The organism is Candidatus Methanoperedens sp. BLZ2 (assembly GCF_002487355.1).
Classification (GTDB): Archaea; Halobacteriota; Methanosarcinia; order Methanosarcinales; family Methanoperedenaceae; genus Methanoperedens.
The window spans coordinates 132,400-152,165 of the sequence record NZ_NTMG01000085.1 but is presented as its reverse complement, the minus strand read 5'-3'; the positions used below and the strand labels follow the sequence as shown (position 1 = coordinate 152,165).

Annotated in this window: 26 protein-coding genes; 9 read left to right on the top strand and 17 right to left on the bottom strand. The window is 40.7% G+C overall.

Annotated features, from left to right (window positions below):
* Positions 1-3: 3 nt before the first annotated feature.
* The 9 genes from CL181_RS19445 to CL181_RS19405 form a co-directional block, all read right to left on the bottom strand.
* On the bottom strand, positions 4-771 hold the full coding sequence (locus CL181_RS19445) for a 4Fe-4S dicluster domain-containing protein (protein WP_217993224.1): 768 nt from the start codon (positions 769-771) through the stop codon (positions 4-6).
* Positions 740-3,289, bottom strand: a complete 2,550-nt coding sequence (locus CL181_RS19440) for a molybdopterin-dependent oxidoreductase (protein ID WP_097300993.1) — start codon at positions 3,287-3,289, stop codon at positions 740-742. Before CL181_RS19440 ends, CL181_RS19445 begins: the two co-directional genes overlap by 32 nt.
* 29 nt (positions 3,290-3,318) lie before the next feature.
* On the bottom strand, positions 3,319-3,489 hold the full coding sequence (locus tag CL181_RS19435; RefSeq protein WP_097300992.1) for a twin-arginine translocase TatA/TatE family subunit: 171 nt from the start codon (positions 3,487-3,489) through the stop codon (positions 3,319-3,321).
* Positions 3,490-3,630: 141 nt separating this feature from the next.
* Positions 3,631-4,263: a response regulator gene (locus tag CL181_RS19430; protein ID WP_097300991.1), complete on the bottom strand. Its 633-nt coding sequence runs from the start codon at positions 4,261-4,263 to the stop codon at positions 3,631-3,633.
* 4 nt (positions 4,264-4,267) lie between these two features.
* Positions 4,268-6,019 carry an ATP-binding protein gene (locus tag CL181_RS19425; protein ID WP_097300989.1) on the bottom strand — a complete coding sequence of 584 codons (1,752 nt, stop codon included), beginning with the start codon at positions 6,017-6,019 and terminating at the stop codon, positions 4,268-4,270.
* Positions 5,997-6,923: a phosphate/phosphite/phosphonate ABC transporter substrate-binding protein gene (gene phnD / locus CL181_RS19420; protein WP_097300987.1), complete on the bottom strand. Its 927-nt coding sequence runs from the start codon at positions 6,921-6,923 to the stop codon at positions 5,997-5,999. The genes CL181_RS19425 and phnD overlap by 23 nt, the downstream gene beginning before the upstream one ends.
* 187 nt (positions 6,924-7,110) lie before the next feature.
* Positions 7,111-7,335: a hypothetical protein gene (locus tag CL181_RS19415; RefSeq protein WP_097300986.1), complete on the bottom strand. Its 225-nt coding sequence runs from the start codon at positions 7,333-7,335 to the stop codon at positions 7,111-7,113.
* Positions 7,336-7,341: 6 nt separating this feature from the next.
* Positions 7,342-8,154: a HAMP domain-containing protein gene (locus CL181_RS19410; RefSeq protein WP_097300984.1), complete on the bottom strand. Its 813-nt coding sequence runs from the start codon at positions 8,152-8,154 to the stop codon at positions 7,342-7,344.
* Between the two features lie 11 nt (positions 8,155-8,165).
* Positions 8,166-9,032, bottom strand: a complete 867-nt coding sequence (locus CL181_RS19405) for a PstS family phosphate ABC transporter substrate-binding protein (protein WP_097300982.1) — start codon at positions 9,030-9,032, stop codon at positions 8,166-8,168.
* Between the two features lie 385 nt (positions 9,033-9,417).
* Between CL181_RS19405 and CL181_RS20755 the strand changes: the two genes are divergently transcribed.
* The 3 genes from CL181_RS20755 to CL181_RS19395 are packed head-to-tail and all read left to right on the top strand — an operon-like array spanning position 9,418 to position 11,358.
* Positions 9,418-9,591: a hypothetical protein gene (locus CL181_RS20755; protein WP_176505351.1), complete on the top strand. Its 174-nt coding sequence runs from the start codon at positions 9,418-9,420 to the stop codon at positions 9,589-9,591.
* Positions 9,588-10,769, top strand: coding sequence for a molybdopterin molybdotransferase MoeA (locus tag CL181_RS19400; RefSeq protein WP_097300980.1), 1,182 nt, complete (start codon positions 9,588-9,590; stop codon positions 10,767-10,769). The genes CL181_RS20755 and CL181_RS19400 overlap by 4 nt, the downstream gene beginning before the upstream one ends.
* 7 nt (positions 10,770-10,776) lie before the next feature.
* Positions 10,777-11,358, top strand: a complete 582-nt coding sequence (locus CL181_RS19395) for an FmdE family protein (RefSeq protein ID WP_097300979.1) — start codon at positions 10,777-10,779, stop codon at positions 11,356-11,358.
* A 4-nt stretch (positions 11,359-11,362) separates the two neighbouring features.
* Here CL181_RS19395 and CL181_RS19390 read toward each other — a convergent pair whose 3' ends face one another.
* Positions 11,363-11,581, bottom strand: coding sequence for a hypothetical protein (locus tag CL181_RS19390; RefSeq protein WP_097300977.1), 219 nt, complete (start codon positions 11,579-11,581; stop codon positions 11,363-11,365).
* Positions 11,582-11,834: 253 nt separating this feature from the next.
* Between CL181_RS19390 and CL181_RS19385 the strand changes: the two genes are divergently transcribed.
* The 5 genes from CL181_RS19385 (at position 11,835) to CL181_RS19360 (ending at position 14,789) form a co-directional block, all read left to right on the top strand.
* Positions 11,835-12,980, top strand: coding sequence for a site-specific integrase (locus CL181_RS19385; RefSeq protein WP_097300975.1), 1,146 nt, complete (start codon positions 11,835-11,837; stop codon positions 12,978-12,980).
* Between the two features lie 243 nt (positions 12,981-13,223).
* Positions 13,224-13,442 (top strand): AbrB/MazE/SpoVT family DNA-binding domain-containing protein, encoded by a 219-nt coding sequence (locus CL181_RS19380; RefSeq protein ID WP_097300974.1) that lies wholly within the window; start codon positions 13,224-13,226, stop codon positions 13,440-13,442.
* Positions 13,443-13,488: 46 nt separating this feature from the next.
* A complete protein-coding gene (locus CL181_RS20750) occupies positions 13,489-13,629 on the top strand; it encodes a hypothetical protein (RefSeq protein WP_176505349.1) in 141 nt (46 codons plus the stop codon).
* 105 nt (positions 13,630-13,734) lie between these two features.
* On the top strand, positions 13,735-14,043 hold the full coding sequence (locus CL181_RS19370; protein ID WP_097300971.1) for a hypothetical protein: 309 nt from the start codon (positions 13,735-13,737) through the stop codon (positions 14,041-14,043).
* 443 nt (positions 14,044-14,486) lie between these two features.
* The gene (locus tag CL181_RS19360; protein ID WP_097300968.1) at positions 14,487-14,789 is read left to right on the top strand and encodes a hypothetical protein; all 303 of its coding nucleotides are present in this window, start codon (positions 14,487-14,489) and stop codon (positions 14,787-14,789) included.
* Positions 14,790-14,997: 208 nt separating this feature from the next.
* On the opposite strand, the gene CL181_RS19355 is transcribed toward CL181_RS19360, so the two are convergent.
* The 7 genes from CL181_RS19355 to CL181_RS20740 form a co-directional block, all read right to left on the bottom strand.
* Positions 14,998-15,801 (bottom strand): transglutaminase-like domain-containing protein, encoded by an 804-nt coding sequence (locus CL181_RS19355; protein WP_176505348.1) that lies wholly within the window; start codon positions 15,799-15,801, stop codon positions 14,998-15,000.
* A gap of 152 nt (positions 15,802-15,953) precedes the next feature.
* The gene (locus CL181_RS19350; protein ID WP_141398982.1) at positions 15,954-16,133 is read right to left on the bottom strand and encodes a hypothetical protein; all 180 of its coding nucleotides are present in this window, start codon (positions 16,131-16,133) and stop codon (positions 15,954-15,956) included.
* A gap of 1,027 nt (positions 16,134-17,160) precedes the next feature.
* On the bottom strand, positions 17,161-17,310 hold the full coding sequence (locus CL181_RS20745; protein WP_176505347.1) for a hypothetical protein: 150 nt from the start codon (positions 17,308-17,310) through the stop codon (positions 17,161-17,163).
* The gene (locus CL181_RS21350) at positions 17,307-17,438 is read right to left on the bottom strand and encodes a hypothetical protein (RefSeq protein ID WP_255251645.1); all 132 of its coding nucleotides are present in this window, start codon (positions 17,436-17,438) and stop codon (positions 17,307-17,309) included. The genes CL181_RS20745 and CL181_RS21350 overlap by 4 nt, the downstream gene beginning before the upstream one ends.
* Complete coding sequence (locus tag CL181_RS19345) at positions 17,435-18,292, bottom strand: ArdC family protein (protein ID WP_097300963.1); 858 nt, start codon at positions 18,290-18,292, stop codon at positions 17,435-17,437. Before CL181_RS19345 ends, CL181_RS21350 begins: the two co-directional genes overlap by 4 nt.
* Positions 18,293-18,547, bottom strand: coding sequence for an SWIM zinc finger family protein (locus tag CL181_RS19340; RefSeq protein WP_097300962.1), 255 nt, complete (start codon positions 18,545-18,547; stop codon positions 18,293-18,295).
* Between the two features lie 357 nt (positions 18,548-18,904).
* The gene (locus CL181_RS20740; protein ID WP_176505346.1) at positions 18,905-19,075 is read right to left on the bottom strand and encodes a hypothetical protein; all 171 of its coding nucleotides are present in this window, start codon (positions 19,073-19,075) and stop codon (positions 18,905-18,907) included.
* Positions 19,076-19,521: 446 nt separating this feature from the next.
* Between CL181_RS20740 and CL181_RS21345 the strand changes: the two genes are divergently transcribed.
* Positions 19,522-19,656: a hypothetical protein gene (locus tag CL181_RS21345; protein ID WP_255251644.1), complete on the top strand. Its 135-nt coding sequence runs from the start codon at positions 19,522-19,524 to the stop codon at positions 19,654-19,656.
* Positions 19,657-19,766 lie beyond the last annotated feature (110 nt).

Here is a 19,766-nt window from a genome sequence, read left to right as displayed (position 1 = left end):
CTCCTAATCCAGATAATAGACCTGTGGTTCCGTACCAAGGTCAGCCCGAAGCTGGTAATTCCTTCTGCTGCGAAGCAGCCTGGAGACTTCGCTATCCGGGTCATCCAGATCACCGAAAGTCCTTGTCTTTGCAGGGCACGCCTGGGTACATGCGGGTTCAACGCCATCGGGTGAGCCGATTTTTTTCCCTTCAGCTATCGCTTTATCAATCCTGTGGCGGCAGAAAGTGCATTTCTCCACTATGCCTGATATCCTGGAAGGTACATCTGGATTGTGATACGGGATTTCCAAATAAGTTATCGGAACATTCTTGTTTTCTTTTTTGAGCTCCTCTGCTTCCTTTTCGAACCTCTCCACATATTTCTTTTTCTGATCATAGAAATTAAAGAACCTCTGCTGGTAAGGACATGCTACCATACAATATTTACATCCTATGCAGCGCTCATATCTTTGCAGCACAAGACCATCTTCTCTCTTATATGTGGCATCCACAGGGCACACCTTAACACAGGGAGGATGTTCGCAATGGTTACAGATAAGAGGCATGATGCTTGCACTCACATTAGGAAACTTTCCTTTAAAGACCGTGACAACACGGTTCCACTCCATCAGCCTTCTATTTTTGTAATCTTCAGGAGTGCTTGATGTTACACTGTTCTCTGCTTTGCAGGCTACAGCGCATGCAGCACATCCAACGCATCTATCAAGATCAATGACCATTCCATATCTTACCATAATTTCACGCCCTGTAAACTTTGACCATTGTTGCATTGGTAGCGCTCTGCGCCGAGATCACAGCTGAGAGGTTTGCTATTATCTCGTTGGGGTTAGCGCCCAGTCCTTTAGCATATTTTCCATAGTTCCAGTGCCCATGCTCGAACGGGAAAACAACCAACCATGGAGGATTTCCCGGATTTATCACAGCCATTACCTTGATCTTACCTATCGGGGATTCAACCCAGACTTCGTCCCCGTTCTTGATCCCAAGTTCTTCGGCTTTGTCAGGGTTAAGTTCTACCCAGCTTGTCCATGCTTTCCCGATCACTACCCCGAACCTTTCTTGCAGCCACTGTGCGTTTGCACCCCTGCCTTCTGCATGGTTTATCATTTTAGGCGAACTCATATGAAGAGGGAATCCTTCTTCTTTTCCTGCAAAATGCGGTTCTTCGTAATGGGGGTACGCATAAAGTTCAGGAGATTTCAACTCGCTCTTTAGTATTTCTTTTTGCTTATCTGTAAATCCCTCAAGCTTTGAACTTCTAAACTCGAACTTGCCAGATTTTGTTTTCAGGAGTTTGTCCTTTACCGGGTCCTTAACAGTTGTTGTTTTGACCTTTTTCCCATCCTTCATTTCTTCCTTTTCTTCTTCGGCCTTTTTCATCTCCTTATTGTATCCGGCGCCGTCCCATTCATAGAAGTTTCCATTCGAGAAGCGATATATGTAAGGTTTCTTATACCATGCTCCTTTTTCAGCCCATGAATCAAAGCCGTTAACTCCATTATCTCCCGGGGTTTTTTCAAAGCCTTTCGCTATTTCACGCAGCATGTTTTCATGGTTGCCAAGCAGGGTAAAATACTCTCCCATTTTTCCACCCATTCTCTTACCCAGGTCTATTATTACATCTATTGAATCCCGATTGTCATATATTGGTTTCACTGCCTGCTCTCTAAATCCAGTAACAGGATAACCTGAACTTGCATATACTGCCATATCCTGCTTTCTCTCAATGTAATAAGCATCCGGCAGTATATAATCCGCATAAAGCGCTGTTTCGCTCAAATAACTTGAGGTCTCGACCATGAAAACATCTTTAAAGCCTTCCCACGCCCGCTGGGGATTTGGATTCGAGAATAAAGGATTAGTATAATAGGTGAACATCATACTCAGTTTATAGGGATCCCCCTTTGCGTGATTATCCGGTACATTCTGGTATACATTGCTGGCAAGCGGCCATTCATCGCTCTTTGCTTCATCTATTCTCTCAAGAGTATGAGCTTTGAAATCTGCAGCGACCTTCTTGGCGATATCATCCAAATAATCGTCGTCCTTCAAAGAAGAACTTGCATAGGGAACACCCATCTGGTACATTACCCCACCTTGAGCGAACATGCTTCCGACAAGTGCGTTAAGACCGTGTATCACCATATGATTGTAAGTACCATTGGTGTGGGCGCCTGCGCCTCTTTCACCTGCTGCTATGGAAGGTTTTGCGGTTGCGAATTCCTTTGCTATCCTGATTATTTGCTCAGCGGGGATGCCTGTAATCTCACCTGCTTTTGCCGGTGTAAAATTGATAAGTACATTGTTCCAATAATCTATAAGCCCCAAAGTCCATTTTTCTTCAAAGTCATCATTTGCCACTGTTTCTCCGGAGATGAACTTTCGTCCTGGTGTCTTGAAATCACCTACAAAGCTTCTATCCCATAATCCTTCAGTGAGAATGACCTGTGAGATCCCCATAGCCAGTGCACCGTCTGTGCCAGGTTTTACAGGCAGCCATTCATCCGCCTTAATAGCCGTTGTTGAGAATCTCGTGTCTACCATGACCTGCTTTGCCCTGACAGGTCTTCCTCTTCGCATGTGCGCCCATTTCTGAAGCATCAGGTTTGTAGGTCTCCAGGCTTCGAGGGTGGCACCTCCAAAGTTGAGCACGTAATTACAGTTATCCCAGTCATAAGCACAGTAATCATCCGTTCCATCCATGCATAGCCTTGCTTTTTTACTTGCATCTGCGCATATCGAGCTATGACCAATGTTATTTGGGGTACCATAGAGCTTCGTGAAAGTTGTCCATACTGAGCCAGCTCTTCCCTGGTTCCTACCGCTGAGGAAAGCGACAGTATGTGATTTTCCTTCATTTCTTGTCTGATTCAATCGTGCGGCTATGTCATTGAGCGCCTCATCCCATGAGACTTCCATGAACTTTGGATCCTCGTTCTGACCTTTATTAGGATTCGTCCTTTTCATGGGGGATTTTATTCTATCAACATCATAAAGCAATTGAAGTCCAGCATACCCTTTTGGACAGAGCTTGCCATTGCTGTAAGGATGGTCAGGATTCCCTTCGATCTTCACAGCTTTCCCATTGACCACTCTTACTTTTGTCCCGCAACCTGCAGGACACTGGATACATACGCTTGAGACCCATTTTTCATCTCTGGCCGCATCAGTGCCCTGGGCAAGTGCTTTGATAATAGGTTCGCCAAAACCAAGCCCAAAGGTTGCAGCACCTGCTACACCAGCTATTTTTAAAAAATTTCTCCGGTTCAATTTTACATCCAATACCATTATAAGTCTCCTTTTTATAATTATTCCAATTATTTTATTATTAAATCGATTTTCTTTATTTCTTTTTCAGATTCTATCCTAGCTTTCTTGAATTCACCTGTTGCTTTTCCCATGGAGCGCGCCAGCTCAGGTAGCTTGCTTGCCCCGAAAAGCAAGAGAATCACAAAAAATAAAATTACCATTTCTTGAGTTCCTATCATATCATTTTTATGTCCGATCCAAAGCTAATTATTGATTATGTAAAGCAATATAAATATAAAAGATTTTTTAGAAAAAAATTTCTAATTAATTGATTTTACAGGAAGAAAAATTCCAGTCAATGACTTTTACCTGGAGAAAATTCAAAGTTCAGCACTTCTTAAAGCTTCAAACAACTTCTTTCCTGCAGGTGTCAGCGTATAAAATTTCTCCCTGTCCTGCTCTATTATTTTATGTTCCCTCATTACTCTCATATGAAAGTTTAACTTGGTAGCATCTTCAATACCAAGCCTGCGCTGGATCTCTGTAAACTTAAGCCTGCCTGCCTTATAAAGAAGTTTTACTGCATCCTTTCTTGTTTGATTTGAGATTGCCTTGATCAGATCGGAATCGAAGATTTGAGGCTTGTCAAATTCTGCCTCTGCAAGAACCTTTCGTATTTTTGTCTGGACTTCATCTATTCTGAATGGCTTTGTGATGTAATCTGATGCACCTGCTTTCATGGCTTCAACCGCATTATCAATAGTTGCAAAAGCGGTGATAAGGACCACACGGATCTGAGGTTTTATACGTTTTACTTCCCGCAATACTTCCATACCACCAACAACAGGCATGATGAGATCTGTCACAACGATATCAAAATCTTTTTTCCCGATTTTTTCAAGCCCTTGTCGGCCATTCTCGGCAGAATCCACCAGGAAACCTGCATCTTCCAGCAGCTCTACCAGCCCTTCCCGGATTTCTTTTTCATCCTCAATTATCAAGATATTCTTCATAACATCAAATCGGTAATCTTATTGTAAACGTTGTTCCAGTTCCAACTCTACTTTTAACATCGATTAAACCATTGTGCTTTTTAATGACCCCATAGCAGATCGAGAGTCCAAGTCCTGTTCCTTCACCTGACTTTTTAGTCGTAAAAAAGGGATCAAATACTCTACCAATGTTATCCTGTGAAATGCCACAACCATTATCTATTATGCTAATCTCGATGTGATCATTTTTTGCTGCTGTTTTAATAATTATTTCTCCGTCTGTTGTTATGGACTGTATTGAATTTGTCAGCATATTCATGATTACCTGTTGGATCTGTTCACCATCAGCCATTATAAGTGGAAGAGGCATAAGGTCAGTAGTTATCTTCGTACTATTTAATTGAGGTTCGAGGACATTTAGCACAATATCAATCTCGCTATTTATGTCTACCGAACCTATTTTGGGCTCTGACTGGTGCGCAAATTCAAGCAGTCTCTTCACAATACCCGCCGCTCTATTAGTTTCCTTATTTATGATTTTGAGCCTGCTGTCAGTTTTTTCATCCCACGTTTTCCTTAGCATTATCTGGGTGTGAAGGGATATAGCGGTCAGAGGATTGTTTATCTCATGAGCAACTCCTGCAGCCAATTTACCTAATGTAAAAAGCTTTTCAGACCGCATGAGCAATTTCTCAAGATTTGCTATCTCCTTCTGTTCTTTAATATCTTTGATAACCAGAACATTACCAGCATTGCGACTATCCTGCAATGGTTTATTACTTATAAGACCGGGGAAATTCGAGCCGTCTTTTCTCTTGAAAACATTCTCACCATCTGGTATTTCCAAATTATCAGCTTCATTCATCGAATAAAACAATATATTAATCTTACTGCCTGCAACTTCCTCTAAACAGTAGCCAAATATCTTTTGAGCTCCGCTATTCCAGGAAAGTATCTTTTTTTGTGAATCTATCAATATGACAGCATCACTTATACTGTCAACGAATCTTCTATATCTTTCTTCTGATTCACGCAGTTCGTTTATGCCGGTATTCAGATTATATGACATCTTGTTGAATGCATTTGAAAGAATATTTATCTCATCTGTTGAGTCAGTCTTTATTTGATATCCAAGATTCCCCCTGCCTATTTCTTCGGTTCCTTTTACCAGAGAGCGTATCGGTCTTGTCAAATAATTTCCAGCGATATATGCCATTAAAACACCCAGAGTCCCTACAAGAAGAGTGATTGTAATTATTGCACTGCTTGTCTGTTTTATCTTTTCGTGCATGGATGTTTCATCCATGCCGATATGGACAAAACCTGCCCTGCCGTCCAGAATTGGGGCAGTAAAATCAATGACAATGCCATCACCCGTATCGAGAAGATGGGAACTATTTTCCAAATATTTCTGAACAGTGAGAAGTTCGACCGGAAAACCGCCCTCAAAGGTATGCGCCAGCACTTTGCCCCTCGCATCAGTTATATAAATATATTTAACATCTTTTTCTATTTTTTTAGTATTTTCAACAAGCCTATGGACATATATTGTATCCTCGATCAATATGGATTCTACAATGCTTGTTGCCATATTCCTTGATATGACCTGTCCTCTCTCATGAAGCTCTTCTGTCAATGTCTTGTTGAGGCTAACCTGTACAAAAATAGTTGTCATGACTCCGAGAAGCATTATGATGAAAACTATCCAGATAACAAATTTCCTTACCAGTCCCCCACCAATGAAATCATTTATTTTAAGTATCTTTTCTTTTAGCATCGCTGACTACCTTTTTCATCTCTCTTACAGAATTATAGAGACTATCATTAGCTTCTGAGAACCGGTCTATCATGATGCGATCCAGTATCTCTATTCCCTTTTCGTCCTCATGCATTTGAAGAAGAATTTTGCCCAATTTCCCTTTCAAAGTTGGGTCAATGTCTTTTGAGACCACCAGAGGAGGAATGCCATATGGAGGAGACTTACTTATTATTTTAGTTCTTGAAGTAAATCCCGGGTCAGTTGCATTTTTGAAATCCCAGACCAGACTATCCACAGCAGCACCATCAACCATCTTTTCAGCTACAGCCTGAATGGATTTGTCGTGACTGTAAGTGAAAAATGTAAGCTTGAAAAAAGTTTCCGGGTTCTCACCCAACTGCGCTATCATATACTCTGGCGATAGCTTCCCTGAATTGGAGAGAGGGTCAGTGTAGGCAAATGTCTTTCCTTTCAATCCTTCAAGAGATTTGATGCTACTGTCATCCGGCACTATTATATATGAATAATAGCGAGGTTCTCCTCGCACTATGGGTACTGCAAGGATTTCCATGCCGAACTGGTCTTTGCCATCTATATATGCAAGACTGCATACAAAAGCAGCATCCACGCTATTTTTCCGAACGAGGTCGTTTACTTCCTGATAAGTCTTCCGCTGGACAAGCTTAACCGGAACACCCATTTTCAAAGACAGATAATCGAACATATCCTGATAATAAATCAGAGTTTCATCGGGCGAGATGATTGCAGATACTGCGATTCTCAGGCTCTCTGAATCTGAACTGCTATCAAAGTCATTGCTTCTGTTCGAGAGATTTACTTTTGTGGCTTCATTGCTCAAACATCCGCTTGTAATTACAAATAAGATAATCAATAATGGAACCACGTTTTTTTCAGGATGCATACAAACTCATTTAGATTTCAATCTTACTTTATCCATCCTTATAATTAAAAGGTATTGGAAGCTTTATATTAAAAAAGAAAAAAACTCTATATTAAAAAAAATATAAATTGTTCAATGTAAGAAGTAATTAAAAAAAGTTAAGGTTCCCCTGATATTTCTATTCAGGAGAGCCTTTGATTACATTAGATTATTTAACAGCCAGAATCTTTGTTTTCAACTTGTCAGCTATTCCTTCTCCAATAGTCAGCTTTGCACCCGTATATACCCATTTTGCCAATTCCTCCATATCTGAAGCTGTCAAAGCTCCGGGATCTTTATTAAGGTGGAATTTGCACTGCCGCTCCAGAAAAGGAGATGCTGACGGACCCATATCCTCAGCCAGTATCTTAACAATTTGATCATTTATTGCCATTCTTAATCACCCTCTGGGAGGAGTATTATCCTCTTTGCTCATTGCTTCCATCACCTTAAAGGCATTTATCATGCGCCTGAAGGAATCTGCCAGGTCTCCGATCTCATCTGAAGAAGACACTTCTACTTTCTCTGTCATGTCTCCTTTACTGACCTTGTTAGCAACGCTGGTAAGATTTTTCACCGGGTCTGTTATCATCTTTGCTGCTACGAATGAAACAACAAGAGCTATCAATAACGAAATCGCTATAGCATAGATCGTTATAGTTGTGGTTTTATCTCCGCTTTCCTGTGCCACTTTGAGGGATAACGACATGTCTTCCTGGGTCTTGTCCACGAAAGTCCCTAGCTTGAGGTTCAGCGCATCTACTCTTGCTTCCAGGAAATGCATATCCTGTTTAAGATGTTTTTCCTGTATACTTGCGTCTTTATCCGGATTTTTCACCCTGGCAACTACCTGGTCTGATGCCGCCAAAGCCAAGACTTCTATTCTTTCCAGTTCATTCAGCTCGTTTCTTGTCGCGTCATCTTTCAGGATATTTTTCAGATTGTCCCTATTTTGCGCCATGGCCTCTTTTCCTTCATCGATCAGTTGCTTGCCCATTGCCTGGCTGTCCTGGGCGTATAGAAACGTTCCAACCTGAACTTTTGTGGCTCCCCTTTCATAATTGGTAGCATACTGGTTGATCGAAAAGTCGCTTCCAACATCTGAATTAACAGCCTTGATTACATCCAGGTTTGATATGACTGTTGCTCCTGCTATTGCGAATATCAGGACAAGCAGTATAAATCCACTCATCAGCTTATACATTATTTTCATTGTTTATCGCCTCACGTCACGGGAATGAATCCTTCTTTCTGGACAATGTTCTGTCCTTTTTCGCTCAGAATAAAGCTTATGAACTCTCTTTCAAGTCCTACGGGTGCCCCGTCGGTTATCATATACATCTTTCTTGATAGCAAGTATGATGTATCCAGGATCGTTTGCTGTGTCGGAGCTACACCATTGACTTTGACGACCTTGACATCGCTATTGATCCAGTTCACAGGGGTATATGCGATACCGTCAGGATCATCCCTTATAGTGGGTATCATCAAAGGAGTGGGGTGTATTATTGTGGTACCTGCGACATATTGTTTATCAGCAGAACCGGCGATCTTAGTGTTAAAGAGCTCAGCCGTTCCTGATATCTTGGGGTCGGTATTATATATTTTTATCTTGCCCTTCTTTGTGCCATTTGTGATCTGGCTCCAGTCGGTTACTGTCCCATCAAAGTAGATGGCTTTTAGCTGTGCCGTGGTAAGGTCAGAAAGCGGGTTGCTCGGATGTACGATTACGCCTACGGCATCGTTGGATATAACGATCATATGAAGCTTCATCCCTTTCTGTTTCGCTTCAGCATACTCATTATCCTTGGGAGCACGAGTGGCATCCGAAATATCAGTTTCGCCTGCCAGGAATTTTACAAGCCCTTCACCTGTTGAGCTTTGCTGGACGTCAATTGTTACCGCCGGGTGGAGTTTCATAAATTCTTCCGAGGCAGTTTTTGCTATCGGATAGACGGTTGTTGATCCGTCAAGCTTCAGAACACCAGATAGTTCTGTTTGCTGTTTCGAATTCTCCGTGCTGTCTCCAATACATCCTGCCACAAGTACAGAGATGATGAAGAGCATCAAGAATACCATTTTGTTTTTCATCAATTATACCTCTTAGTTTTTTCCTAGTCTCAACTCGTTTTTCAATCAACTTTACGTGGACTTCACACATATTTATGTCAGGTTGTGAAGAAAAGCACACCTTTGACGGTCAGGAATCTGATAGATATTATTTCGCCTGGCTTGAGCATAGTGGCAATAGAAAAAATATTAATTTTGCTTTCGTAAAGAGGATATTCGGGACGATATGTAGTTTCAGCAGGTGCTTAGGGATATCGACATGGGTTGGAAATTAGAATTTTTATTGCAAATAATTGCTGTTAATAGAATTTTTCTTTAGAAAAATGATTTTATACAACTACATCTATACCTATTTTAATAAGCGGATAGATAAATTAAATTTGCTCTAATTGGAAAACGAATATTCATGAATAATATGCTTATGGATTCTTGTGGCCGTGTTATAACGAGTCTGCGCTCTCTTGACACTATTGTTAAAATTGTAACGGCGGCAACTGAATTTGGAGTTAAGAAAGTAAAATTCTCAGGTGGAGAGCCATATTATAAAAATAACCTCAAACAGATTATGTGCAAAATATGAAACCGCCAATATCACTTAAAGAAGCGCTTGAAAAAATAAACGAGTTAAAGAATAAATATTATTTCAGGCGTGGATCTGAACTGGTCGATCTTAATGACTCCATAAGCAGAGAACTCAGTGAAACTATTTTTGCAGATTCAATGTCTCCTGAATTCGATATAGCTGCAATGGACGGATTTGCTGTTCGTTGCGATGATGCGTATCCCCTGATAATATCAGGCAGTGTATATGCGGGTGATCGCATGGCAAAGTTCAATCAGGGCGAAGCTGTGGCAATAGCAACAGGTGCATTACTCCCGCAGGGCGCAGACGCTGTGCTGAAGATAGAGGATTCAGAGGTTAAAAAAGACCAACTTTTCGGTAAGAGATTAAAAAAATGGGAAAATGTGTTCCGTGCTGGCTCGGATTACAGAACAGGAGATAAGATATTTGAGAAAAATCACCGTATAATGCCCCAGAGCGCCGCGCTTTTATATAGCCTTGGTATCGAAAAAGTTCCGGTATTCAGAAAGGTTAGAACAGGCATAATTTCCACAGGTACGGAGATCCATAACGGAATGATAAAAAATACCAACGCAGTATTGATACAGGGCTTCATGAAGGAACTGGGCTGCGAATCCACGTTTATTGGCACGGTGCCCGATGACTACGATAAAACAAAGAACATGCTGTTGAAGGCGACAGATAACAATGATATTGTTTTCACCACAGGCGGCGTTTCAGTCGGGGAGCGCGATTATGTTGCAGATATCATTGCAAAAACCGGTGAAATCATATTCCACAGGGTTGCTATACGGCCCGGCAAGCCGATCGCGGTAGGAATAATAAATGACACTCCTGTATTCAGCCTTCCGGGCAAGCCCACAGGCGCTTTTGCAGCCCTTGAAATGGTGGTAAGAAGTTATTTCACAAAAATACCAAGAGCAACTTGCAAACTAACGATAAATGAGGATATATTGCTCCAGGAAGAAGGTTTTAGTTACATTCTGTTCGTGAAAATAGCACAGGACGTGGCAAACACTATGGGATATAAGAGTTCGGGTATGAAACTGTTTGAGAAGGAATACGAGACTGCGATCATCTCAGCATCACCCAGGTCTACCATAGTGGATGGATATGTAGTAACAGATAGGAACATGGAAAAAGGCGAATTAGTTGAAGTCCATCTATTCAGTTAGGAGATACATGGATAAAAAAATCGTAAATCTTGCAATAGACCTTCACGGCCATCTGGCGCCAGGCATTGCGCTTGGATTAAGAATGAGTGAACTTGCACTTGTTCGAATGAAGACTAAAAAGGGGGATAAATATCTCATCGGTATATCCGAAACAGCTCGATGCCTTGCAGATGCCATGCAGGCTGCGACCGGCTGCACACTTGGACATGGGAGCGCTTTTGTTGAAGATTATGGAAAGCTAGCTCTTACTCTTGGAGATGCCAGGACGAAAAAAGGTGTGCGCGTTGCGCTTAAGGATGAAGCGAATAAGCACTCAACGCTGATGAATAAATGGATGATGCGGCTTGGGAAACTCTCCCATGAAGAGGAGGAGGAGCTTGGAATGCAATTAGTGGATATGGATGAAAAACATTTTCTTATTCAGGATGTTGAGATAAATAAAGGTCAGAATTTCGAGAAATCCGGGATAGTAACATGCAAAGAATGCCGCGAGCTGGTCCCTGAAAGCCTGATAGAAAGAAAAGGAAATGAAATTTATTGTAAACCCTGCACAGGGACAGCATACTATAAATTATTGAGGACCTCGTAAAATCTCAGACTTTCTCCAACTTCACTTTCGTATCATAGAACACAGCGCTTCCGCCTGCAAGATCAGACAAGCATGTGTTTTTCAGGTACGGATCAAGAAGCATGGCTGCATTGGCATGAATACTCCTGCCCCTCCGCTCATCGCCTTTTATGACATTTCTATCAATCTCTATGCCCCTTGAACAGTTCGCCCAGTTGCCAAAACCAAGGATAAAGGTCACCACACCCGGTGACCAGCCGGGTAAAAATGATATCTATCATATGAGTAGAGACCTCCCCGTCCCAAATGGTATTATTACAACACCAACTATCTAACTGAATTTACAATGCGGCAATGAATAGCTTTCTGTATATAATCCCTGATGTAGTATGCGGAGGATGGGATTCGAACCCATGAACTCCTGCGAGACAGGACCCTAAATCCTGCGTAATTTATGACGCAAGATTTATAAGTGTATAAATTAATTTGGATATTGCATGCAACATCCACCCATATTTCCAGGAAAAAATGCTGAGATCTTGAAACAATATCAGACAACCCTTGAATTAAACCAACTAGGAAGGCTGACGATAGATGGTTATTTGTGGAAGATCTATGCTGCACTAAAACATTTTGGCTTCAAGCGTGGTAATGAATTAACCAGGCAGGATATTCGGGACTATATTATCTACAGGCGCAATAACAACAAGCAGAGGACGGTAAACAATGATATTATAGCCTTGCGGAAATTCTTTGATTGGTTAAAACCGGGGAACGATTTCTTTGATGATATTAAAGTCAAGCAGCCTAAGAACTATTTACCTGTAGAGCAACTAATAACACCAGAAGACGTCAAGAAATTGATTTCGGTATGCAAGAGCCAGCGGGATAGGGCGATTATCATGCTCCTGTGGGACTCAGGATGTAGATTGAATGAGGTATTGAGTCGGAATGTCAATCACATCCAAACTGATGAACATGGAGCCACCATGATAGTAGATGGCAAGACCGGCATGCGGAAGGTAAGGCTGATCGATTCTCTCCCAGATGTTCGACTTTGGCTTAACCAGCATCCAATAAAAAATAAAAACGATGCGCCACTTTTTGTTACTGAGAGACGATATAATCATAAGGAGAGTAAAGTAATGGAAGAATGTAGGATGGACCAGCGCACAGTCCAGAACATGCTCAAGACAGCGGGTAAATTGGCTAGCCTTGATAAGAACGTACATCCTCACGCGCTCAGACATGGGAGACTTACCTTATTCGTGAAACAGGGATTTTTTGAGTCTGAGCTGCGGATCCTCGCCGGTTGGGAAAAAGAGAGCGGTATGCCAGCAGTTTATGTTCATCTTGCAGGGGGCGATGTTGATAGGAAGCTCCTCGCCAAGAATGGATTGATTAGGGATGATGGAGAACTTCTGTTTAAGACCTTGAAACCCGGGAAGTGTCCTAGATGTGCTACCGACAACCCAATTGACGCGAAATATTGTGCGATCTGCGGGCTTATCCTAGATAAGAATGTTGCAAAACAAGTTGATGAAAAGACAAAGCTTATCCCCGAAATCCTCATGACGATGCAGGGAGATCCGGAATTTCAGAAATTATTCGCTGAAGCCATAATGAAAGCTGCAAAGAAATGAAGTTCGCTCAATAAAAACATCTTTTTTTTTACTGGTAATCTGGTACCTAAAATACTATAATAAAAAAACGGCATCTATAGCATTGTTTTCCACTCTATTATTACGGATGTAATATTACATGTGTAATATTTCAGGCGTTTATATGTTCGTGATTTCAAATATAACCTATAAAAATCCAAATTATACTAAAATAATACATCAGTAAGGTTCTTTTTATATACTTTTTGCTACTATATACCCCTAATGAAGGAAGCAAAAACTAAAATTCAGAAGTTCGGCGCCACGGGCATCCACATATACATTCCTAGTGATGTAAGAAAAGATTCGCAGAATCCTTTGAAAGCAGGGGATGAGGTCATGGTATCAGTTGATGGAAAAAAGATGACCATAACGCCGGTAGACGCGGCCAAGCAGAAAACCGGCGCGGCCACAGCCAAAATACACAGAGATGACTGGGTATGATGTATTACATCTCAGGTACCTTAATCCTTTCGGACGGGTGTCACCAATGTTGAAACTGACGCCCGACCAGATTGCGAAAATTGAATCTCTGATTAGTACAGATGATACGCTGCTTCCTCTGTTCCCTGTTCTTGAGAGGGCTGTAGTAGTTGCTTTGAGAAGTTACTTTGGGGCAACACAGAAATGATGAAAAAAGAAAGTGCGGAATTCGCCAGAAAACCGCAACGGTCAAAATATATGAATTTCAATATAGTTGTTGAAATATATAATACTTGTGTTCGGGGTGAATAGGATGGAATTTGATGACGATGAGAAGGAACATTTTAAAACTTCCTTCACGATCGAAACAATAAATCATGAACTGCCATTCACATATGAAAAATCAAAGGATGGAACCTACTATACTTGCGCCAGTGATCAACTTTTAGAGATGGAGAAAGGAGCGGGTCACATCAAAATTGTACAAAGGAATGTCCCCTATCTGCGAGAAAAGTTCAGGGGGCCTCCAGAAGTCGCAATAAATGGCTCATTGAAAATAGTTCAGCCCAGTTCTGATGAATCCTCCTTAATTGAGGAAAGAATTGGTTTTTTTCGAGTGTAAAAGATGTGGAGAAAAAACATATGTTCCACAAAATGGAAAATTGACTGAACCATTTGAGTGTGAAAATCTCGATTGTGGCCGTAAAGGCGCATTTAAACCTTCGTTTCCTGTTGAATTAGTTAAGCCGATATGGAAATTGCCGAATGGCTGCAGGGAATGTTCAGCGGTTGAAGTTTACAGAAATATATAACTTACAGAGGGAGACTCTAGGATTCCAACTGCTTTTGATGTGTATGGCTTCAAAGCTATCGCTTCTACCAGGGCGTTTCTCGCAACCTTAGAAAGTCGGTCCATCATCATAAATATGACGCAGGGGATTCCCGCGAATATCTTGATTGAAGAAAATAAGGCAGTATTGCTCAGATCAGAACTAATCTATTTCCGATATACGACACTTGGAAAATTAAAATTAAGTCAGCCGGTTTCCACTAGCGGGGCGTCTTATGGAAATGTTGACTCCTCCCTATACGGTAGCTCGGATTTTCAAGGGACTTGAAGGGATGAAAAACATTATCACTTATAATGAACTCATCAAAATCCTAGACGCGAAGTTGCGTGCACTAGAGGCCCGGAGATCGGAAGAAGAACAGGAGAGTACTGAAGCAATCATAATCAAAGCTGTTGATTTTCTTATTGATCAGGCATCCATTCCGAAAGATTTTGGAAGAATAAGGTCTATTCTGAGGAAGCGAGGGTTACCGCATGTGGTACTTGCACTTTCAGTGACGCAAAAATTTTCAAAATAATAATCTCTGGCAGGTTGTGAAAATATCCACTTGAAATTAAAGGGGGCAGGTTCAGACTTGAAATATTGAAAAAATAGAAAAACATCAAAAATAGAAAAGAATCTGAATAGCTCAGGCTATGATAATAAATAAGAAAGATATAGACTTTGCAGGAAGGCAAAAAGATGAACGGGAAACGCTGCACGAATGTACAATTGTTTCTCTTGAATTATTTATTATGTTTATAATAAAACCGAAGTGTTGAATCCTTTTTTGATGCAAAGGCATCGACATTTAACTCCTTTTTATTTAACCATTCATCCAACTTAAGAACGGTTGGCGGAGTCGGGTTATCATAATGAGGGTCAAAGACATTAATTTCATTGTTGATTTTTATTCCTGCTACCACATGGTCATGCATAAAAATAAAATAAAGTTCAGAATCAGGAAATAGATTACGGAGCAAAGATGCTGTGAGTCTTGCATAATCTCGGCATATTGCAAGTTTCCAGTCCAATATTTTTTTTACCGGCATATCTTTTTGAAATATCCCATATTTCGAAGCTTCTATTATAGATTGTATTAATTCTTTCAAATGAAACTTTTCCTTTTTCCATTTCATTTTTTTCCTAAATCTATCAACAGTGACCATTATTATGCCCAGTTGACAGAATATTAAAAATGTAATATAAATTATTAATAATGTTTGTGATGATACTGCTGGCACAAGACTAAGAATTACTAATAATCCAAATATAATTGAATATATAAATGCATCAAGGCAAACGGCTCTTTCATTAAAATAGGCTATATTCTCATTTTGATATTTTATTATATTATCTAAAGTATCTCTGCTAGAGTTTCCTTTTAATTTTTTTGCAAGATCTTCTGCTTCTTTTATATCTTCTGAGGTTGGAACAGGAGCCCTCTTCGTGTTTAGAAAGAACTGATATGTAGCATGGTCTATTTTATGTCCCTTACAAACAAAAAAATTTTCAATTCTTTTGCCTAAAGGCATTATTATATTTTCCATTTGTTTTATTATATGAAATGTACACCTCATAAAACAAAGTGTGACGATTTACCCACTGCAATATTCAATGATGCAGATCCTTTTGATATGGGACCCACATATTTTATAGAAATCGATTTGCAGAGATGACAGAATAAAATTTTAAGATGAAGTTAATTTCCCCTATATTTTCTTGCGCCAACTATTATGCCTGCTCCGACAATACCACTAATAATCCCTGTGATACCGTTGCCTTTCGCGAGTGAAACCAATGCGAAAAAAACCAAAAAAAAGCCGATAATCACTAATATAACTGCGACTATTCCTTGACCTATAGATTCTAAAATACCCATGACCATATAATATAATAAATATCTATTTAAATACAACCTCATATCATAATGCTCATGTGATTATATTATAATAGTATGTAAATAATTATTAATATAAGGCGCTTCGGCCGCGATTTGAACGCGGGGGTCCGCTAGAACCACAGAGAAGATCTATTCCTTTTCATATATCAAAAAACGATAAGCAGCGATAGCCTCCAGGATGCGATATGAGGCACGATCTCAGGGCGGTTAATGATCTATTCCCTATGAAATCGTTATACGCAGCCTAAAAAACCTAATTTTTTCGAGCAAAATTCAAAATTTTTTAAAAATCAGATCTCTTTTTCAAAAAGATTTTCCCTGGTAAATATGGATCTTCAAAATGTCGGGCTGGAATCAATATATTTATAATCATGCTATTATATTAACCCAAACCGATTAAGGTTTTTTAATATTTTTTCAAGCGATGGAGAGACTTATATAAGATGATGAAGATTTAAAGAATTTACCATTAATTCGATAGCGGTGGGCGTGTGTCTTTCCTAATACCAGACTTGATAACAAGATGAGAGCTGCATGCCTGGGATAATCGATACAATTATTACTATATTATAGAGTTATAAATTATCCGCTTCTCGTTTGTTCTTCTTCCTGGATAAGTTGATTCGATAACATTAGAACTTGCGCGCTATCGCGCCATTAACAAATTAAAAGACTTGGTATCTATTACCAAAACAATAACTGCCTTCAACAGAAGGCATACCCGGAAAGTTTGGCCTAAGCCTTTTCAAAGGCTGGCATGTTGGCATTCGGGAGAACTGCCAAATACCCCTATCTTCATGCGTTGTCGTTTGCTTTTCCATTCAAAGGCATACAGCACACTCACGGCTTTCCCACTACCGTTTTGCGTGGGTTCGCAACAGCGAATCCCACGCGGAGGCGAGCTTGCCGACAGTAGTTAAGATGGCTCACATCATGATACCGGGCATGTATCTTCAACTTCTCCCCATGCCCTGAATATTCAAACATAAACGCAATAATAAAAAAATTAACAAGTTCTCATAGCTCTCGCTCTGATATCTGCAAGACATCTGATCACTCGCTCGTATTCATATTCAGTCAAAGCATAATACGTCATGAGCTCCTGCTTGCTCACTCCCGCTTTGAGGTTCTGGGAAAAAGAAAGATCTCTGTTCATTGATGTGCCTCACGCCATTCGAGTGATTTTCGAATCGGATCATCCAAGGCCACATATCCGATACATGGATGTTCATCAAGGGATTCCTTCAAAAAGAAGAAGACCTTGCAGTCTTCACATTGAATCATGAAATCACCTGCCTTCCAAGGATGAAATCAGCTGCTTTCTGAGCTTTAGCTGCAGCCTGAATGAGCATCTGTTTATCATTTTTCAATGCTTTAATCCAGGAATTGATGTAAGCTGCTGATTGCTCCAATTGCGGATCATTGAAAATGCCACAATGCCCGGATAAAAACGAGGCTCCTATTTCTGCGACAAGTTCTTCTTTGGAATATTCTTCTTCACCGGATGCTGAATGACCTGTCAGGCCGCGATCTAACCTGGACGTATGGCCTGTGGAGTGAGTTAGCTCATGGAATAACGTTTTATAATAAAATTCGGGTTCATCATAGCTTCCAAGGATCGGCATATTGATATAATCCTGCCCGGGTGAATAATAAGCTCGCTGCTCCTTATGTTGGACTATTGGCGCGCCCTGATATCCTTTGATGATTGCTTCCGCTTCCGGGATCGGCTCATGATGTTTCAACTCGACTGAGAACTTCTCTGCAGGTAGTCCTTCAGTCTGATCGAAGTTAAAGACATTGTAATATCTCATTATCGCGCCTCTGGATTCTTCGAGTTCTCCCGCTTCGTTTTCAGAGATGTTCTTGACAGGTTTGACGAAGATCACTTTGCTTGCATGTTCTCCTTTCTTAACATGCCCGCCCATCTCGTTAATCTGCTTGAAAGTTAGCCAGTATGGATTAGATCGTGATTCACACAGAAGCATGATCGAGTTTATACCTCGGTAGTCTTTCTTGGATATCCCATTTTGCGGGAATCCTCCTGCATAGGCTTTTCTCCATGGTATGCATCCAGATTCGAGTTTCTTGATGATCTGGTCCGTGATGATATCATAGACGGAAAAAGAAGATGACATTTAAGTCACCTCCTTAAAGAGATTCAAGTCTCTAAGAACTGCTATTTCGTGTTTGCATTGATGGTTTTTTGCATCCGGACAATTACATGAAATGTCTTGACCATTGATATCAACTCGATACCGATGACCGTTTCTGGTATTTATCGCCTCAAAAAAGGAAAAGCGATTAAGAACCCGGATCTCGGATGCCCGGGCCAACCTTCCCAGTGTAGCAGGATCTTTGATACCAATGAAAACCTCAGATTTGGCGATCATAGTGGCACACCCATGCTGAATAATAGATTTTCGTAGGCTCTGCAGCTCTCTGTCCATTCCTGCCAAGCCTGAGCTCCTGCATGACTGAAAGGATCTGTCTGCGGTGGGTGTGCCGCAACATCGTGGAATTGTTTCATTAACGATTCTCGCTCGGATTGAGCGAATGTTTTAAGTGGTTTTAGTTCAGTATTCATATCTAACTGCCTCTTGTTCAGGCGGTAATCGCTTCCGTGGCTATTGCCGGTTGTAGCCGGCAGTTGCCTTGCGATTTCACTTTTAACAATTTCATTTAATATCCGCGAACACGGCAGGTTTCCGGATTAAAAGACCAAAAACAAAAAAAATAGCAACTTAACCTTAACACCCGATCGGTGCCAGGTTGTTCCGGATCTGTTCTTTCCAGATTGACAGCTGGATCGTGTTCACGACTTCCATAACGAATTCTTCTTTGCGCTCGTTAATCCTTCGTTCATATCCGATGATTTGCAATCTTCGCCTCTTTAGTCTGAGGTCTGTCGTTCTTACCATTATAATAACTCCTGAATTATATATTATACTAATTCGGAATTGACAAATTCATTTAATATGCGACCATGGACGATGACACCGGAGCCACAAGCGGCAATCCTACTACCGTGTGCTGTTGAGCGTAGCGAAACGCACGGAGGGGCAAGCCTGCCCCGACAATAATTAGACGGTAGGTCGCTGATCACAGCGCGCCGCCCTCTGAATATCCCAGGCCTGTAGTGTATGATTATTCCTGCGCGCTTTTGATCATGAATTACACGCCAATCGATTTATTAGAAAATCCTTATTTTGGAAACTAAGAATAGTTCTAAGCTATATCATTTATTTATTACAAGCGTAATAATTACCTCTTTAAGGTAAAAGAGGTGTAATATTTCTTTATATCGAAAAAAATACGTCAGTAAGGTTCTTTTTATATATTAGTCGGTACTATTAGTATTACTGTTATGATGCAAAAAACACACACAAAGTTTTCAATATCGTTAGATACTGGAGTATTAAAGAGAATCGAGAGCAAGCGGGGGCTTATACCCCGGAGTGCATACATCGAGAAAATACTGGAAGATGCTGAGGCAAAGTAATGGAGAAGAGATATGAAGGAATTGTCAAGAATATTCCAATTTCAAACAATTCCTGCAATGACTATAATGTGCCTAAAAATATAAAAGCCTTTGCCCTGCCCGGAATGGTG

Coding starts and splice junctions, on each gene's coding strand:
- CL181_RS19415 (WP_097300986.1), bottom strand. CDS start 7,335: ATGGCAATAAATGATCAAATTGTTAAGATACTGGCTGAGGATATGGGT.
- CL181_RS19385 (WP_097300975.1), top strand. CDS start 11,835: ATGCAACATCCACCCATATTTCCAGGAAAAAATGCTGAGATCTTGAAA.
- CL181_RS19395 (WP_097300979.1), top strand. CDS start 10,777: ATGGATAAAAAAATCGTAAATCTTGCAATAGACCTTCACGGCCATCTG.
- CL181_RS19400 (WP_097300980.1), top strand. CDS start 9,588: ATGAAACCGCCAATATCACTTAAAGAAGCGCTTGAAAAAATAAACGAG.
- CL181_RS19440 (WP_097300993.1), bottom strand. CDS start 3,289: ATGGTATTGGATGTAAAATTGAACCGGAGAAATTTTTTAAAAATAGCT.
- CL181_RS20750 (WP_176505349.1), top strand. CDS start 13,489: ATGTTGAAACTGACGCCCGACCAGATTGCGAAAATTGAATCTCTGATT.
- CL181_RS19425 (WP_097300989.1), bottom strand. CDS start 6,019: ATGCTAAAAGAAAAGATACTTAAAATAAATGATTTCATTGGTGGGGGA.
- CL181_RS19445 (WP_217993224.1), bottom strand. CDS start 771: ATGCAACAATGGTCAAAGTTTACAGGGCGTGAAATTATGGTAAGATAT.
- CL181_RS20745 (WP_176505347.1), bottom strand. CDS start 17,310: ATGAACAGAGATCTTTCTTTTTCCCAGAACCTCAAAGCGGGAGTGAGC.
- CL181_RS19355 (WP_176505348.1), bottom strand. CDS start 15,801: ATGGAAAATATAATAATGCCTTTAGGCAAAAGAATTGAAAATTTTTTT.
- CL181_RS21345 (WP_255251644.1), top strand. CDS start 19,522: ATGATGCAAAAAACACACACAAAGTTTTCAATATCGTTAGATACTGGA.
- CL181_RS19340 (WP_097300962.1), bottom strand. CDS start 18,547: ATGATCGCCAAATCTGAGGTTTTCATTGGTATCAAAGATCCTGCTACA.
- CL181_RS21350 (WP_255251645.1), bottom strand. CDS start 17,438: ATGATTCAATGTGAAGACTGCAAGGTCTTCTTCTTTTTGAAGGAATCC.
- CL181_RS19405 (WP_097300982.1), bottom strand. CDS start 9,032: ATGAAAAACAAAATGGTATTCTTGATGCTCTTCATCATCTCTGTACTT.
- CL181_RS19430 (WP_097300991.1), bottom strand. CDS start 4,263: ATGAAGAATATCTTGATAATTGAGGATGAAAAAGAAATCCGGGAAGGG.
- CL181_RS19360 (WP_097300968.1), top strand. CDS start 14,487: ATGGAAATGTTGACTCCTCCCTATACGGTAGCTCGGATTTTCAAGGGA.
- CL181_RS19345 (WP_097300963.1), bottom strand. CDS start 18,292: ATGTCATCTTCTTTTTCCGTCTATGATATCATCACGGACCAGATCATC.
- CL181_RS19410 (WP_097300984.1), bottom strand. CDS start 8,154: ATGAAAATAATGTATAAGCTGATGAGTGGATTTATACTGCTTGTCCTG.
- CL181_RS19370 (WP_097300971.1), top strand. CDS start 13,735: ATGGAATTTGATGACGATGAGAAGGAACATTTTAAAACTTCCTTCACG.
- CL181_RS20740 (WP_176505346.1), bottom strand. CDS start 19,075: ATGGTAAGAACGACAGACCTCAGACTAAAGAGGCGAAGATTGCAAATC.
- CL181_RS20755 (WP_176505351.1), top strand. CDS start 9,418: ATGAATAATATGCTTATGGATTCTTGTGGCCGTGTTATAACGAGTCTG.
- CL181_RS19380 (WP_097300974.1), top strand. CDS start 13,224: ATGAAGGAAGCAAAAACTAAAATTCAGAAGTTCGGCGCCACGGGCATC.
- CL181_RS19435 (WP_097300992.1), bottom strand. CDS start 3,489: ATGATAGGAACTCAAGAAATGGTAATTTTATTTTTTGTGATTCTCTTG.
- phnD (WP_097300987.1), bottom strand. CDS start 6,923: ATGCATCCTGAAAAAAACGTGGTTCCATTATTGATTATCTTATTTGTA.
- CL181_RS19350 (WP_141398982.1), bottom strand. CDS start 16,133: ATGGGTATTTTAGAATCTATAGGTCAAGGAATAGTCGCAGTTATATTA.